Genomic DNA, 15,027 nt, shown 5'->3' on the forward strand with positions numbered 1-15,027 from the left:
AGGACACCGAAGGTTACCGCCGCCGCAGGCTGCCCAGCACGCCCCGCAGCAGTTCGCGGGTGATCGTGCTGCCGGCGGTGCGGAGCACGGATTTGGTGGCCGCCTCGATCGGGGTTTCGCGGCTTGAACGGCGGGCCGGGGCGCGGGCGCGGGCGGCTTCGCGGTCGAGGCGGGCCTGTTCCTTCGCCCGGGCGGCGGCGGCCTTTTCGGCGTCCTTCGCGGCGGCGGCGTCGGCTTTGGCGCGGGCCTCGGCCAGTTTGGCGTCGGCGGCGGCCTGGTCGGCCTGGCCGCGACGGGCGAGCAGGATTTCCTCGGCGGACTCCCGGTCGACGGCGGCGTCATAGAGGCCCCGCACCGGACTGGCGGCCATGAGGGCGGCGCGTTCGGCGTCGGTGGCCGGGCCGAGGCGGCTGTCCGGCGGGCGGATCGTCGTCCGGGCCACGACATTGGGCGCGCCCTTGTCGTCGAGAGTGGACACCAGGGCCTCGCCGACGCCCAGCGCCTGGATGGCTTCGGCGGTGTCGAAGGCGGGATTGGCGCGGAAGCTGTCCGAGGCCGCCTTCAGCCCGCGCTGTTCCGAGGGGGTATAGGCGCGCAGCGCGTGCTGAATGCGGTTGCCGAGCTGGGCCAGCACGCTGTCGGGAATGTCGGCCGGGTTCTGGGTGACGAAATAGACCCCGACGCCCTTGGAGCGGATCAGGCGCACCACCTGCTCGATCTTTTCGCGCAGGGCGTCAGGCGCGTCGGTGAACAGCAGGTGGGCCTCGTCGAAGAAGAAGACGAGGCGCGGCTTGTCGGGATCGCCGACCTCGGGAAGCTGTTCGAACAGCTCGGACAGCAGCCAGAGCAGGAAGGCGGCGTAGAGGCGCGGACTGGCCATCAGCCGGGTGGCGTCCAGCACATTGACCTGACCGCGGCCGTCGAGGCCGGTGCGCATCATGTCTTCCAGCCGCAGGGCCGGCTCGCCGAAGAAGGCCTTGCCGCCCTGCTGCTCGAGCTGAAGCAGCGAGCGCCGGATGGCGGCGATCGAGGCGGGTGCGACGTTTCCGACCTCGCGGCCGATGCGTTCGGCGTTCTCGCCGACATGGACCAGCAGGGCCCGCAGGTCGTCGAGGTCGAGCAGCAGCAGGCCTTCCTTGTCGGCGACGTGGAAGACCACCGACAGGACGCCTTCCTGGACGTCGTTGAGGTTCAGCATGCGGGCCAGCAGCAGCGGACCTATCTCGCTGACGGTGGTGCGGATCGGGTGGCCCTTCTGGCCATAGAGGTCCCAGAAGACCACCGGCGCGGCCTTCGGCTGCAGCGTCAGACCCATGCCGGAGGCGCGGGCCAGAAGTTTTTCGTTGGGGGAGCCGGGCACGGCGATGCCCGACAGGTCGCCTTTCACGTCGGCGCAGAACACCGGCACGCCGGCGTCGGAAAAACCCTGGGCCATGATCTGCAGGGTCACGGTCTTGCCCGTGCCGGTCGCGCCCGCGACGACGCCGTGCCGGTTGGCGCGGTGGAGCAGCAGGACCTCGGGCCCGCCGCCGTCCTCCCTGAACGACTCGCCGAGGAAGAGGCCGGGGGCGGCGGATTCGGTCACGGGGAACTCCTGCACAAGCCTGACGCTCATGCTCTACCGCGCGGCTTGACGGTTCAAGGCCGATTGACGGGGACCGTTGACGCCGACCTCGGGGACCTTGACCATATGCCGATGAAAGCGCCGATCAGCCTGCCGACGTCGACCGTGGGCCGAAACGCCGTGGTGGCCATCGCCGTCGTGGCCGCGGGAGCCGCGGTCTACTGGCTGAGGGACATCCTGACGCCGCTGGCGATGGCCATCTTCCTTCTGATCGCCATCGACGGGGTGAAGCGGTTCATCGAGGAACGGACGCCGGTGCCGTCGGAGTTCGCGGCGGCGACGGCGCTGATCGTGGTCATCCTCGGCTTCTTCGCCTCGATCGCCATCATCGCCAACGGCGCGCTGAACTTCTTCGACGAGGCCTCGGGCGTGACGACGCGCATCGGGCCGCGGCTTGACCAGATCATCGAGGACATCTCGCGCCTGTTCGGCGTCGACACGGCGCCCACGGCCTCGGAGCTGATCGCCCAGCTGGACATCCGCAGCTATCTGGCCGTGTTCGCGCGGCAGGCCCAGGGCGTGGTCACCGGGGCGGTCTTCGTCATGATCTATCTCGCCTTCCTGCTGGCCTCGCAGGCGGGCTTCAAGCGCAAGCTGGTCGGCATGTTCCCGGACCGCACGGCCCGCGGCGAGGCGCTGGAGGTGTTCCAGAGGGTGCGCGGCGGAGTCGAAGGCTATCTGTGGGTCCAGACCGTCACCGGCGCCCTGATCTGCGCCTGCGCCTGGGGGCTGATGCGCGCCGTGGGGCTGCAGAACGCCGAGTTCTGGACCTTCGTCATCTTCATCGTCGGCTTCATTCCGGTGCTGGGCGGCGCGGTGGCCGGCCTGGTCCCGCCGCTGTTCGCCCTGGTCCAGTTCGAGACCTACTGGCAGGCCGCCGTGCTGCTGGCCGGGCTGCAGATCATCCTGTTCATCAGCGGCAACGTCATCCAGCCACGCATGCAGGGCGAGAACCAGAACATCGACCCGGTGGTGGTGCTGCTGTCGCTGGCGCTTTGGGGCAAGCTGTGGGGCGTGGTCGGCATGTTCCTGTCGACCCCGCTGGCGGTGATGGCCATGGCCATACTGGCGGAGTTCAAGGGTTCGCGCTGGATGGCCATCCTGCTGTCCGGCGACGGCGAGCCCTATGCCGACGAGGAAGAGGCGAAAACCCCGCCCGGCGCCGCGTCAACCCGCCGCAGGGCAAGGCCGGCTGAGCCCTCGCGGCGCCCTTGAACGGCCACAACCGGCTCCTATCTCAACCCTGTCGCCGCGGCCCCCCTCCCCCCCAAAGCCGCGGCGCGAGATCGGCGCCACCCCTCCCCCTCCTGGGCGCCGGTCCGAACAGGCCGCCGGATGAAAGTCCGGCGGCCTTGTCGTATCCGGAGGTCTGTCCGGGCGTCCCTCTCTCCAACTGATGCCGAAAGGCCACACCCGCGGGACGGAGCGGGTCGGAACGGCGCTTGTTGCCCTGCGGTCAGGAACGCGGCCGCACCCGCGCCGTTGGGCGACCCGGGAGGGATTCACTCGACCTGAAGGACACCATCTCAATGTTGAAGACCATCTCCGCCGCGTCGCTGACGCTCCTGCTGACGGGCGTCGCCGCCCCGGCGCTGGCGCAATCCGCCCCCGACTGGTCCGGCCCCTACATCGGCGTGTTCGGCGGCCTCGTCGACACCCGCGACGACCAGAACGAGACCCTGGTGTTCGACCGCGATCTGGACGGGTCCTACGACGACATGGTCGTGACCTCCGGCGGCGCCGACGCCTTCGGCCCCGGCTTCTGCGCCGACCAGGTCAGCGGCGGCACGCCGCGCTGCGACCGCGACGCCCCGGGCGTCGAGGGCGGCGTCAAGCTCGGCTACGACATGCAGTTCGGCCGCTGGGTGATCGGCGCCGTCGGCGAGCTGGCCGGCGCCGACGTCGAGGACAGCGTCACCGGCTTCAGCACGACGCCGGCGTACTACAGCTTCAGCCGCAAGCTGGATAACGTCGCGGCCCTGCGCGCCCGCGTCGGCATGGCGGCCGGGCCGGCCCTCGTCTACGCCACCGGCGGCGCCGCCTACGGCAAGGTCGAGAACCGCTTCACCACCAACAACACCGCCAACAGCTTCACGGTGACGACGGACGAGGACGAGGCCGACGGCTACCAGTTCGGCGGCGGCGTCGAGTGGCGGCTGGCCCCCAGCCTGACCGTCACGGGCGAGTACATCTATTCGGACCTCGAGACCGGCGAGTACAACATCCGGGTGGCCGGCAACGGGACCACGCCGGCGACCAACCCCTTCATTCTCGCGCCGAACACGACCGGCACGGACATGACCCGGTCGGGGGACTCCTTCAAGTCCCACGCATTCCGCATCGGCATGAACATGCGGTTCTAGGCCGACCGTAGAGACCCGTGAGGAGGCCGGTCCCCGTTGGGGGGCCGGCCTTCGTCGCTTTTGGGGCTTCCCGCCGCGAGCCGCCTGTCCTAGGGGAGCCGGGTCGGGACGGGCGGCTTGCCGAAGCGGCGAAGCGGCCTAGTCTGACGACGTCCTCGGCGGCCGGTCAGCGGCCGCGTTTGCGCAAGAGACCCTTCATGCCCGGCGCTTCCGCCCCCACGCTCCCTCAGGCGATCACGCTGGAGGCGCTGGAGGCGAGCTTTGAAACCGCGGTCGCGGCCGGGGGCGCCGGCTCCCGGAGCGAAGCGGCCCGGTCCTATCTGGCCCAGGCGCATGACGACTACGTCGCCGACGAGACGCCGGAGCTGGGCGGGGCCGACCTCGCGCATCTGCTCGCCTCCGCGTGGAAGTCGGCCTCGGGGCGCAAGCCCGGCGACCCCGCCCTGATCACCTTCGGGCCGCTGACCGGCGCCGACGGCCGCGCGACCGGCTACGACAGCCTCGCCATCATCCAGGACGACCGGCCGTTCCTCGTCGACAGCGTCATGGGCGAACTGGCCGAGGCCGGTGTCACCGTGCGCTCGATGTTCCACCCCATCGTCGAGATGGACGGCGTCCGCACCTCGCTGATCATCGTGATCATGGACCCGGTGCCGCAGGAGCGCCGCGACGTGCTCGGCGAGAGCCTGTCGGAAACCATGGCCGACGTGCGCGCGGCGGTCACCGATCACGCGGCCATGAACGCCCTGATGGCGCGCTCGATCGCCCATCTTGAAGCCGGCGTGGCCGGGGCCGATCCGGACATCCTGGCCGAGAACCTCGCCTTCCTGCGCTGGCTGGAGGCGGACCATTTCGTCTTCCTCGGCGCGCGCGACTATGACTATCCGCGCACCAGGGACGGCGGCTACGAGGCCGAGGCGCCGCTGTCGCAGTCCGGCGCCGGGCTGGGCGTGCTGGCCGATCCGGACCGCACCGTGCTGCGCCGCGCCAACGAGCCGGCGGTGCTGACCCGGTCGATGAAGCGGCAGCTGAACCTGTCCGAGCCGGTGACGGTGGCCAAGGCCAACGCCCGCTCGCGGGTGCATCGCCGGGCCTATATGGACTACATCGGCGTCAAGCGTTTCGGGCCGGACGGCCGGCCCTCGGGCGAGACCCGCTTCGTCGGCCTGTTCACCGCCGAGGCCTATGACAAGACCGCCACCCAGGTGCCGCTGGTGCGCCGCAAGGTGGCCAACGCCCTGGCCCGGGCCGGCAAGGTGGCGGGGTCGCACAGCCACAAGCGGCTGAAGAACATCCTCGAGAACTATCCGCGCGACGAACTCTTCCAGATCGGCGAGGACGAGCTGCTGGAGATCGCGCTGGGCATCCTGCACCTGCACGACCGGCCGCGGATCAAGAGCTTCACCCGCAAGGACCCGTTCGACCGCTTCGTCTCGGTGCTGACCTTCATCCCGCGCGAGCGCTTCAACCCGGGGGTCCGCGAGCGCATCGGCCGCATCCTGGCGGAGGCCTGGGGCGGGCGGCTGTCGGCCTGGTATCCGCAGTTGTCGGACCAGCCGCTGGTCCGCATCCACTACATCATCGGGGTCACCCCCGGGGACCACCCCTGCCCCGATCCGGCCGAGCTGGACGCGAAGATCGCCGAGGCCGGGCGCGGCTGGGTCGACCGCTTCGAGAGCGCCCTGCGCGGGGCCGACATCGACGACGTCCAGGTCGGGCCGCTGAGCGCCCGCTGGGCCTGGGCCTTCGGGGCCGGCTATCGCGACCGCTACGACGCCGACGAGGCGGTGCGGGACCTGCAGGCCGTCGACCGGCTGAATGCCTCCGGCCTCAACGACGGCGGCGATCCGGTGGCCGTGCGCGCCTTCCGGTCAGAGGGCGACGGGCCGCTGAATTTCCGCTTCAAGCTCTACCGCCGGGGCGCGGCGGTGCCGCTTTCGGACGTGCTGCCGATCCTCGCCGACATGGGGCTGAAGACGCTGGAGGAGTGGGGCCACGCGCTGAGCCCGCTGGGCGATCCGCAGATCCACGTGCACGAATTCCTGCTCGAGGACCCGCGCGGCGGGGACCTGCATTTCGATGACGTGCGCGAGCCGTTCGAGGAGGCCTTCTCGGCGGTGTGGACCGGCCGCACGGAGAGCGACGGCTTCAACCGGCTGGTCATCGAACTGGGCGTCGACTGGCGCGAGGCGGCGCTGGTGCGGACCCTCGCCCGCTACCGCCAGCAGACCGGGCTCGACCCCAGCCAGGCCGTGCAGGAAGAGGCGCTGCGCGACTATCCGTCCGTGGCGCGCGGGCTGCTGTCGCTGTTCCACGCCAAATTCGACCCCTCCGCCGGCGGCGACGCCGCCTCTCGCGACAAGGCCGTGGCCGAACAGGCCGGCAAGCTGTTCGCCCTGCTCCGGGACGTGAAGAGCCTCGATCACGACCGCGCGCTGCGGCGGCTGGCGCTGCTGGTGCAGGCGATCAAGCGGACCAACTATTTCCAGACCGGCGCCGACGGCGAGCCGAAGACGCACATCTCGATCAAGATCGCCACGCGCGAACTGGACGACGTGCCGCTGCCCAGGCCATTCCGCGAGATCTTCGTCTGGGCGCCGCACATCGAGGGCGTGCACCTGCGCTTCGGCCCGGTGGCGCGCGGCGGCCTGCGCTGGTCGGACCGCCGCGACGACTTCCGCACGGAGGTGCTGGGCCTGGTCAAGGCGCAGCAGGTCAAGAACGCGGTCATCGTGCCGGTCGGCTCCAAGGGCGGCTTCTATCCCAAGAACCTGCCGGCCATCGTGCGCGCCGGCGGCGACCGCGAAGCCCAGCAGGCCGAGGCGATCCGGGCCTACAGGACCTTCCTGTCGGGCCTCCTCGACGTGACCGACAACATCGCCGCCGACGGATCGGTGACGCATCCGGCCGATGTGGTGATATGGGAAGGCGACGACCCCTATCTGGTCGTGGCCGCGGACAAGGGCACGGCGACCTTCTCGGACATCGCCAACGGCATCTCGGCCGACTACGGCTTCTGGCTGGACGACGCCTTCGCGTCCGGGGGTTCGGTCGGCTACGACCACAAGCAGATGGGCATCACCGCCCGCGGGGCGTGGGAGGCGGTCAAGCGCCACTTCCGCGAGGCCGGCAAGGACATCCAGACCGAGCCCTTCACCGTCGTCGGCGTCGGCGACATGTCGGGCGACGTGTTCGGCAACGGCATGCTGCTGTCGAAGGCGATCAAGCTGGTCGCGGCCTTCGACCACAGGGACATCTTCATTGACCCGGACCCCGATCCGGCGACGAGCTGGGTCGAGCGCAAGCGGCTGTTCGAACTGCCGCGCTCGTCCTGGCAGGACTACGATCCGAAGAAGATTTCAAAGGGCGGCGGCGTGTTCCCGCGCTCGGCCAAGTCGATCGAGCTGTCGCCCGAGATCAGGGCCGCGCTCGACATCGCCGAGGACACGGTGGATCCGGCCGCGCTGATGAAGGCGATCATGAAGGCCCCGGCCGAGCTGCTCTATTTCGGCGGCATCGGCACCTATGTGAAGGCGCCGCACGAGACCGACGCCCAGGTCGGCGACAAGGCCAATGACGCCATCCGCGTCGACGGCGGCGAGCTGCGCGCACTGGTCGTCGCGGAGGGCGCCAACCTCGGCCTGACCCAGGCCGGCCGTATCGCCTTCGCGCGGGCCGGAGGGCGGATCAACACCGACGCCATCGACAACTCCGCGGGCGTGGATTCCTCGGACCACGAGGTCAACATCAAGATCCTGACCGGGGCGGCGATCGCCTCGGGCGCGCTGAAGGCGGAGGACCGCAACGCCCTGCTGGCCTCGATGACCGACGAGGTCGGGCTGAAGGTGCTGGTCCACAACTACGACCAGACCCTGGCGCTCAGCCTGCAGCAGGCGGAGGGGGCGGCGGCGCTGGATTCGCAGCAGCGCTTCATGCAGTGGCTCGGCGGCAAGGGTAAGCTGGACCGCAAGGTCGAGGGCCTGCCCGACGATCTCAAGCTGGCCGAGATGAAGGCCGCGGGACAGGCGCTCACCCGGCCGGAGCTGGCTGTGCTGACCGCCTATTCCAAGCTGGAGCTGTTCGACGACATCGTCGGCTCGCAGGCGCCCGACGATCCCTTCTTCAGGAAGACGCTGGTCCGCTACTTCCCGGAACCGCTGGCGAAGTTCGAGGCGGACATGCAGCGCCACCGGCTGCGCCGCGAGATCATCTCGACCGTGCTGTCGAACGAGATCGTCAACATGTGCGGGGCGACCTTCCCCGAGCGGCTGCGGCTCTCGGCCCAGTGCGACACCGGCGCGATGGTCATCGCCTTCGAGGCCGCGCGGCAGGTATTCCGCCTCGACGAGGCCTGGGACCAGGTCTCGGCCCTGGACCTCAAGATTCCGGCGGAGGCCCAGCTCGCCCTCTACGGCGAGATCTCTACGGTGCTGCGCCGCCAGACCTTCTGGCTGGCCCGGCGGGCGATGCGCGACGGCGCCTCGGTCGACGGTCTGATCACGGCCTATCGCCCGGCCGCGGACGCGCTGCGGGCGGCCGGCGGGGCGGTGTTGTCCCGCTTCGAGCGCGGTCGTCTGGAAGCCCGCATCGCCGCCTTCACCGGCTACGGCGCCTCGAGGGCCATGGCGCGCGACTTCGCCATGCTGCGGCCTCTGGTGGCCACGGCGGACATCGGCGACCTGGCGCGCGAGGCGGGCTGGCCTGAGCCGGCCATGGCGACCCTGTACCACCAGGTCGGGGCGGCCTTCGACTTCGACCGACTGCGCGCGGCGGCGGGCGCCGTGCCCTCGGCCGACCATTTCGACCGGCTGGCCGTGCGGCGCCTGATCGAGGATCTGATGAACGAGCAGGTCGTCCTGACCCGGGCCGTGGCCCGTTGGGCGGACGCCTCGGTCGGGGCCACGGAACTGGCGGCTGAGAAGGCCGTCGACGCCTGGATCGGGCCGCGCCAGAAGACCGTCGAGGGCGTCCGCGCCTCGGTCGACGAGATCGAGGCGTCGGGCTCGGGCTGGACGTTCGCCAAACTGACCATCGCCAACAGCGTCATCAGGGAAATCGCGTCGTCAGTGGGGTGAGGGGCTGGTTTCCGACCATCCGCATCCGTCATCCTCGGGCTTGACCCGAGGATCAGATGTGGGGGCCGGGACTGTGCGGCGGGGATGGCGCCGCGAACGCGACCGGCTCCTGAGCACGGAGCACCGGACGGTCTGATCCTCGGGTCGAGCCCGAGGATGACGGGGAGGGATGTGGACCCGACGCTCGCCCTTCGCGACCGCGGTCCTGATCTGCTAGCGTTCCGGCGCTGAGGGAGAAGCCGATGCCGCGCAAGTTCCTGGTCGTCGTCGACGACAGTCCGGAGTTCGAGGCGGCGCTGCGCTATGCATCGCGGCGGGCGCGGTCGACCGGCGGCCATGTGGTGATGCTGCGCATCATTCCGCCGGCGGCCTCGGACGCGCACTGGGCCGGGGTGCGCGAGGAGATCGAGCGGCAGACGCGGGCCGAGGCCGAGGCCACCCTGAAAAACTGGGCGGCGGAGGCGGCGGAGCGGTCCGGCTCGACCCCCATGCTGCTGATCGAACGGGGCGAGCCGCAGGGCTGTATCCGCAAGGTCGTCGGCGAGGATCCGGACATCAAGATCCTCGTGCTGGCCGCTGGTTCCAGCGCGCCCGGGCCGCTGGTCGCGGCGGTGGTCAAACAGGGCGCGGCCTTCACCGGCCGCAAACTGCCGGTGACCATCGTGCCGGGGGAGCTGACGGAAAAAGAGATCGAGGATCTGGCGTAACGCCAGGGGCGGCATCGCTCGCGCCGCGGGCGCTCGCTGCTTGAGCGCGATCCCATTCCCCCGGTCGAGGTGTCGCGGCGCCTTGAACGGGCCGCTTCCCGGGCGCACTTAGCGGCCATGTTCATCCAGACCGAACCGACGCCGAATCCAAACGCGCTGAAATTCCTGCCCGGGCGCGAGGTCTCGGCCGAGCCCCGCGAGTTCCTGACCATCGACGAGGCGACGGCCTCGCCGCTGGCGGAGGCGCTGTTCCAGCTGGAGGGCGTCGCCGGCGTCTTCTTCGGCGCCGACTACATCTCGGTGACGCGGGACCCGGCGGGTCTCGACTGGCCGCAGATGAAGGCGCCGATCCTGGCGGCGATCATGGATCATTTCGTCTCGGGCGCGCCGCTGTTGCGCGGCGGCGCCTTCGACAGCGCCTCGCCCGACGGCGAGGACAGCGAGATCGTGGCCGAGATCAAGCAGCTGCTCGACAGCCGCATCCGCCCGGCCGTGGCCCAGGACGGCGGCGACATCCTGTTCGACGCCTTCGACGAGGAGACCGGCGTGCTGTCCCTGCGCATGCGCGGCGCCTGCGCCGGCTGCCCGTCGTCCTCCGCGACCCTGAAGGCCGGCGTCGAACAGATGATGAAACACTATGTGCCCGAAGTGACGCGGGTGGAGCAGGTGATCTGAGGGCTTGATCTCCCTCTCTCGCCGTCATCCTCGGGCTTGACCCGAGGATCAGGGGCGGGAGCGAGGTCTGTGCGCTGGAGGCGGCCCTGAAACAGTGGCCGCCGGGGTCTTCGACGGAGCACCGGACGGTCTGATCCCCGGCTCAAGCCCGAGGATGACGACGGAGGGGAAGGGGCTCGGGTCACTGAAACAAATCCGTCCTCGCTTCGGGCGGGCGACGGCGCCATCATCTCCCCCATGCCCCGGTTCGAGAGCGACAGCGACGCCCGGCGCCTCGGCGAGGCGCTCGCCGCCCTGCGCCGCGAGGCCAACCTCAGCCAGGCCGAGGCGGGCGAGCGCGTCGGCATGACCAGCCAGGGATGGGGGCTGTACGAGTCGGGCAAGCGGCCGGGCCTGTTCCGGCCCGACGTGCAGCGCCGCCTGACCACGGCGATCGGCGCCTCGCCCGAGGCGCTGGCCCTGAAGCTCGGCGCTCCGCCCGCGTCCCCGCCCGATCCGGCGTCGGGCATGGAGAACACCGGACGAGCCTTCGCTGGTCCCGCAACCGGGACACGGCGGTTGCAACTCTCGAACGACGATCTGGCGCCCTGGGCGGCCTCGGGCGTGGTGCTGGAGTATGAGCCGGGCCGCTGGCCGCGCCGGGGGCAGGGCTGCGTCATCGAGACGACCGACGGCGAACTGCGGGTGCGCCTCTATGAGGGGGCCGACGCGGAGGCGCTGATCGTGCACGGGCTGCGCGGCGGCGAGGAACGTATAGACCGTGCCGCGACGCGGCAGGTCTCCGCCGTCGTCGCCCGGCTGGATGTATAGATGAAACGAATTGGTTGCAACAGATCCGTTTCCATGAAACTGTTCCGTCCTGAGCAGGAGGAGCGGAGCCATGGCCAGGATCGGCGGACCGGAGAAGGTCGACGCCTTCGTGGGCGCGAGGATCAGCCTGCGCCGCTCGGCGCTGGGCCTGTCGCAGACGGCGCTGGCGCAGCAGCTCGGCATCAGCTTCCAGCAGGTCCAGAAATACGAGACCGGCCAGAACCGCATCTCGGCTTCGCGGCTGCACCGGGTGGCGACGGTGCTGGCCACCTCGGTCGAGGCCTTCTTTCCGCCGGTCGAGACGGCGCGCGGACCGGCCGACAGGGGCTGGGACGCCCTGCGCCACATCGCCGCCACTCCGGACGGGCGGGCCGTGGCGGCGGCCTGGCCGCTGATCGAAGACCGCGACGTGCGCAAGGCCGTGGCGCGGGTGGTGCGGGCGCTGGCGCGCGACGACTGACGGCCGCGCCGCGGAGGGCGGCGTCGTGAGGGTGCTGGTCGTCGATACGGCGCTGGGCCTGTGCAGCGCCGGGGTGTTCGTCGTCGAGGAAAGCGTGGCGTGGCCGCTCGGCCTGCGCTCCGAGGCCATGACCAAGGGCCATCAGGAGCGGTTGGCGGGCATGGCGCGGGACGCCGTCGCCGAGGCCGGAGGCTTCGAACGGATCGACCGCATCGGCGTCACCGTCGGGCCCGGCTCGTTCACCGGCCTGCGGGTCGGCTTGGCCTTCGCCCAGGGACTGGGGGCGGCCCTGGGGCGGCCGGTGGTGGGACTCTCGGCGCTGGACGGGCTGGCGGCGTCCGTGGAGGGGGGCGGCGCGACGGCGGCTCTGATCGATGCGCGGCGAGGTCAGGTCTATGCGCGGTTCTGGCGGGCCGGCGCGCCGCAGGGACCGGCGGAGGCGCTGTCGATCGAGGCGGCGATGGAGCGGGTGCGGGCGCTGGGACCGGAGGTCCGGCTGGTCGGGTCGGGCGCGGCGCTGATCGCCGAGGAGGTCGTGGGCGCGGGGGCGGCGGACCTGCCCGGACCGGCTCCGGAGGCGCTGGCCCGGCTGACGGCGGCGGCCGAACCGGCGGCCAGCCCGCCGCGGCCGCTGTATCTGCGCGCGCCCGACGCGACGCCGCCCAGCCGCCTGCCCGGCCAGCCGCGGCCGACCCCGTCCGGCGCATGACCGGACAGGAGACAGAGGCAGGGATGGCCGACCGCACGTCGAGGCTGGCCGCGATTCACGCCGAGGCTTTCGACGGACCTCACGGCGCGCCGTGGAGCGCCGCCGCCTTCGCCGACCTGCTCGCACAGCCTGGCGTGTTCGCGGCCGACAGCCCCGACGGCTTCATCCTGATGCGTGTCGTGGCGGACGAGGCCGAGATCCTGACGCTGGCGGTGCGGCCCGGGGCGCGGCGGAAAGGGCAGGGGGCGCGGCTGGTCGGCGAGGGCGTGCTGGCGGCGGCGGCGCGCGGCGCGAACCGGGTGTTTCTCGAGGTCGCGGAGGATAACGCTCCGGCGCGGGCTCTCTACCAAAGGGCGGGGTTCGTCGAGGCCGGCCGCCGCCCCGGTTACTACGCCGGCGCCGGGGGCGCGCGGCGCGACGCCCTGCTTCTGGCCCTAAACTTGGCCGCGCCGCTTCCCTAGGGCGCCCGGCCCGCCTATCCTGCGCCGATGGACCGGATCGAGAAACTCTGCGCCGACCGCGGCATGCGCATGACCGAGCAGCGGCGCGTCATCGCCCGCGTCCTGTCGAGCGCCGACGACCACCCCGACGTCGAGGAGCTGTACCGCCGCGCCTCGTCGATCGATCCGCATATCTCGATCGCCACCGTCTACCGCACCGTCCGGCTGTTCGAGGAAGCCGGGGTGGTCGAGAAGCACGACTTCGGCGACGGCCGCTCGCGCTACGAGGAGGCCGGCGACGACCACCACGATCACCTGATCGACACCCGCACCGGGGAGGTGATCGAGTTCTTCGACGCCGAGATCGAACGGCTGAAGACCGAGATCGCCGAACGGCTGGGCTTCGAACTGGTCGGCCACAAGCTGGAGCTCTACGGCAAGCCGATCGAGGGGGCCGAGCCCTCCAGCCGCGAGGGATTGATCTTCAAGCGCCATGCCGCGCGGGTGGACCCCGGCGACCTCGACTAGCCGGCCATGGCGCGAACGGCGCGGGGGCACTAAAAGCCGATCCATGACCGAGACACTTGTTTCGCCGCCCGATGGGGATGAAGCGCGCGCCGCGCCGAAGCGCCTGTTCATCAAGACCTACGGCTGCCAGATGAACGTCTATGACTCGGAGCGCATGGCCGATGTGCTGCGCCCGCTCGGCTATGCGCCGACGGATACGGCCGAGGACGCCGACTTCGTCATCCTGAACACCTGCCACGTCCGCGAGAAGGCGGCCGAGAAGGTCTATTCCGAACTCGGCAAGCTGCGGGTGATGAAGGAAGGCAAGGCGGGCGCCATGACCATCGCCGTGGCCGGCTGCGTCGCCCAGGCCGAGGGCGAGGAGATCATGCGCCGGCAGCCGGCGGTCGATCTGGTGGTCGGACCGCAGGCCTATCACCAGCTGCCGGAGCTGCTGACCCGCACGGCGCGGGCGCGCGGCGAGCGGATCGGGGCCGACTTCGCGCCCAACGACAAGTTCGACGCCCTGCCGGTCGCGCGCGGCGGCGACGGCGTGACGGCCTTCCTGACCGTGCAGGAGGGCTGCGACAAATTCTGCACCTTCTGCGTCGTGCCCTACACCCGCGGCGCGGAGTGGTCGCGGCCGGTCGCCCACGTGCTGGCCGAGGCGCGGGAGCTGGCGGCGCGAGGGGTGCGCGAGGTCACCCTGCTGGGCCAGAACGTCAACGCCTACGACGGCGAGGGGGCGGACGGGACGCCTTCGACGCTGGCGCGGCTGGCCTATGCGCTGGCGGAGATTCCGGGGCTGGACCGCATCCGCTATACGACCAGCCATCCCAACGACATGTCGGACGACCTGATCGCGGCCCACGGCGAGCTGGAGGCGCTGATGCCCTATCTGCACCTGCCGGTGCAGTCGGGCTCGGACCGGATCCTGCGGCTGATGAACCGCAAGCACGGGCGTCAGAAATATTTCGACCTCGTCGACCGCATCCGGGAGGCGCGGCCGGACATGGCGCTGTCCGGCGACTTCATCGTCGGCTTCCCCGGCGAGACCGAGCGCGACTTCGAGGACACCCTGAAGCTGGTGCGCGAGGTGAACTACGCCTCGGCCTTCTCCTTCCGCTACTCGCGCCGCCCCGGGACGCCGGCCGCGGCCATGCCCGGGCAGGTGGACAGGGAAGCCGGCGAGGACCGGCTGCACCGGCTGCAGGCCCTGCTCGACGAGCAGCGCCACGGCTTCAACGCGGCGAGCGTGGGCAAGACCGTCAACGTGCTGTTCGAACGCCCCGGCCGCCATCCCGGCCAGGCGGTGGGCCGGTCACCCTGGCTGCAGGCCGTGCACGTCGACGGCGCCGAAGGGCTGATCGGCGAGATCGCGCCGGTGCGCCTCGAGGCGGCGGGGAACAACAGCCTGCGCGGCGCGCTGACCGATAGCGCCGAGGCCGCGTGATCTGAATGAGCCCCAGAGCCGAAGACTTCATCCCCCTGTCCGACGTCGGCGTGCACGCCGTTTCCGGGCCGAACAGCCGCCACGCCGCCCTGATCGAAGACGGCTTCCACGTCCTGGTGGAGACGCCGGGCGGCGGGGTCTCGGTGCGCGGCGACGCCAAGTCGCGTTCGCACGCGAAGGAAACCATCCTGTCGCTGGCCGCCC

12 protein-coding genes and 1 pseudogene are annotated in these 15,027 nt (G+C 71.0%); 12 read left to right on the forward strand and 1 reads right to left on the reverse strand.

Translation table 11 applies throughout. The features are described 5' to 3' along the window. Positions 1 to 13 precede the first annotated feature (13 nt). Entirely contained in the window at positions 14 to 1,585 is a 1,572-nt protein-coding gene (locus VEC04_RS09025) for a helicase HerA-like domain-containing protein (protein WP_324775995.1), read from the reverse strand. A gap of 111 nt (positions 1,586 to 1,696) precedes the next feature. Here VEC04_RS09025 and VEC04_RS09030 point away from each other — a divergent pair, with 111 nt between their 5' ends. From VEC04_RS09030 to VEC04_RS09085, 12 genes and pseudogenes are all read left to right on the forward strand, one after another. Continuing rightward, on the forward strand, positions 1,697 to 2,839 hold the full coding sequence (locus VEC04_RS09030) for an AI-2E family transporter (RefSeq protein WP_324775997.1): 1,143 nt from the start codon (positions 1,697 to 1,699) through the stop codon (positions 2,837 to 2,839). A 314-nt stretch (positions 2,840 to 3,153) separates the two neighbouring features. After that, positions 3,154 to 3,987 (forward strand): outer membrane protein, encoded by an 834-nt coding sequence (locus tag VEC04_RS09035; RefSeq protein WP_324775999.1) that lies wholly within the window; start codon positions 3,154 to 3,156, stop codon positions 3,985 to 3,987. Positions 3,988 to 4,184: 197 nt separating this feature from the next. Continuing rightward, positions 4,185 to 9,062, forward strand: coding sequence for an NAD-glutamate dehydrogenase (locus VEC04_RS09040; RefSeq protein ID WP_324776001.1), 4,878 nt, complete (start codon positions 4,185 to 4,187; stop codon positions 9,060 to 9,062). A 242-nt stretch (positions 9,063 to 9,304) separates the two neighbouring features. Continuing rightward, positions 9,305 to 9,769 (forward strand): universal stress protein, encoded by a 465-nt coding sequence (locus tag VEC04_RS09045; RefSeq protein WP_324776003.1) that lies wholly within the window; start codon positions 9,305 to 9,307, stop codon positions 9,767 to 9,769. 117 nt (positions 9,770 to 9,886) lie between these two features. Further along, entirely contained in the window at positions 9,887 to 10,444 is a 558-nt protein-coding gene (locus VEC04_RS09050) for a NifU family protein (RefSeq protein ID WP_324776005.1), read from the forward strand. A 237-nt stretch (positions 10,445 to 10,681) separates the two neighbouring features. Then, entirely contained in the window at positions 10,682 to 11,254 is a 573-nt protein-coding gene (locus tag VEC04_RS09055; RefSeq protein WP_324776007.1) for a helix-turn-helix transcriptional regulator, read from the forward strand. Between the two features lie 70 nt (positions 11,255 to 11,324). Continuing rightward, complete coding sequence (locus VEC04_RS09060; RefSeq protein ID WP_324776009.1) at positions 11,325 to 11,714, forward strand: helix-turn-helix transcriptional regulator; 390 nt, start codon at positions 11,325 to 11,327, stop codon at positions 11,712 to 11,714. 25 nt (positions 11,715 to 11,739) lie between these two features. After that, complete coding sequence (gene tsaB, locus VEC04_RS09065) at positions 11,740 to 12,423, forward strand: tRNA (adenosine(37)-N6)-threonylcarbamoyltransferase complex dimerization subunit type 1 TsaB (RefSeq protein ID WP_324776011.1); 684 nt, start codon at positions 11,740 to 11,742, stop codon at positions 12,421 to 12,423. 23 nt (positions 12,424 to 12,446) lie between these two features. Beyond that, on the forward strand, positions 12,447 to 12,884 hold the full coding sequence (locus tag VEC04_RS09070; RefSeq protein ID WP_324776013.1) for a GNAT family N-acetyltransferase: 438 nt from the start codon (positions 12,447 to 12,449) through the stop codon (positions 12,882 to 12,884). Positions 12,885 to 12,911: 27 nt separating this feature from the next. Then, on the forward strand, positions 12,912 to 13,391 hold the full coding sequence (locus tag VEC04_RS09075; protein WP_324776015.1) for a Fur family transcriptional regulator: 480 nt from the start codon (positions 12,912 to 12,914) through the stop codon (positions 13,389 to 13,391). A 43-nt stretch (positions 13,392 to 13,434) separates the two neighbouring features. After that, positions 13,435 to 14,823, forward strand: a complete 1,389-nt coding sequence (gene miaB, locus VEC04_RS09080) for a tRNA (N6-isopentenyl adenosine(37)-C2)-methylthiotransferase MiaB (RefSeq protein ID WP_324776017.1) — start codon at positions 13,435 to 13,437, stop codon at positions 14,821 to 14,823. A 5-nt stretch (positions 14,824 to 14,828) separates the two neighbouring features. After that, a pseudogene (locus VEC04_RS09085) lies at positions 14,829 to 15,027 on the forward strand (PhoH family protein); the annotation flags it as partial.

The organism is Brevundimonas sp. (genome assembly GCF_035626535.1).
In the GTDB taxonomy this organism is placed as follows: domain Bacteria; phylum Pseudomonadota; class Alphaproteobacteria; order Caulobacterales; family Caulobacteraceae; genus Brevundimonas.

Coding starts and splice junctions, on each gene's coding strand:
- VEC04_RS09070 (WP_324776013.1), top strand. CDS start 12,447: ATGGCCGACCGCACGTCGAGGCTGGCCGCGATTCACGCCGAGGCTTTC.
- VEC04_RS09045 (WP_324776003.1), top strand. CDS start 9,305: ATGCCGCGCAAGTTCCTGGTCGTCGTCGACGACAGTCCGGAGTTCGAG.
- VEC04_RS09060 (WP_324776009.1), top strand. CDS start 11,325: ATGGCCAGGATCGGCGGACCGGAGAAGGTCGACGCCTTCGTGGGCGCG.
- VEC04_RS09030 (WP_324775997.1), top strand. CDS start 1,697: ATGAAAGCGCCGATCAGCCTGCCGACGTCGACCGTGGGCCGAAACGCC.
- VEC04_RS09055 (WP_324776007.1), top strand. CDS start 10,682: ATGCCCCGGTTCGAGAGCGACAGCGACGCCCGGCGCCTCGGCGAGGCG.
- VEC04_RS09035 (WP_324775999.1), top strand. CDS start 3,154: ATGTTGAAGACCATCTCCGCCGCGTCGCTGACGCTCCTGCTGACGGGC.
- VEC04_RS09050 (WP_324776005.1), top strand. CDS start 9,887: ATGTTCATCCAGACCGAACCGACGCCGAATCCAAACGCGCTGAAATTC.
- miaB (WP_324776017.1), top strand. CDS start 13,435: ATGACCGAGACACTTGTTTCGCCGCCCGATGGGGATGAAGCGCGCGCC.
- VEC04_RS09040 (WP_324776001.1), top strand. CDS start 4,185: ATGCCCGGCGCTTCCGCCCCCACGCTCCCTCAGGCGATCACGCTGGAG.
- VEC04_RS09075 (WP_324776015.1), top strand. CDS start 12,912: ATGGACCGGATCGAGAAACTCTGCGCCGACCGCGGCATGCGCATGACC.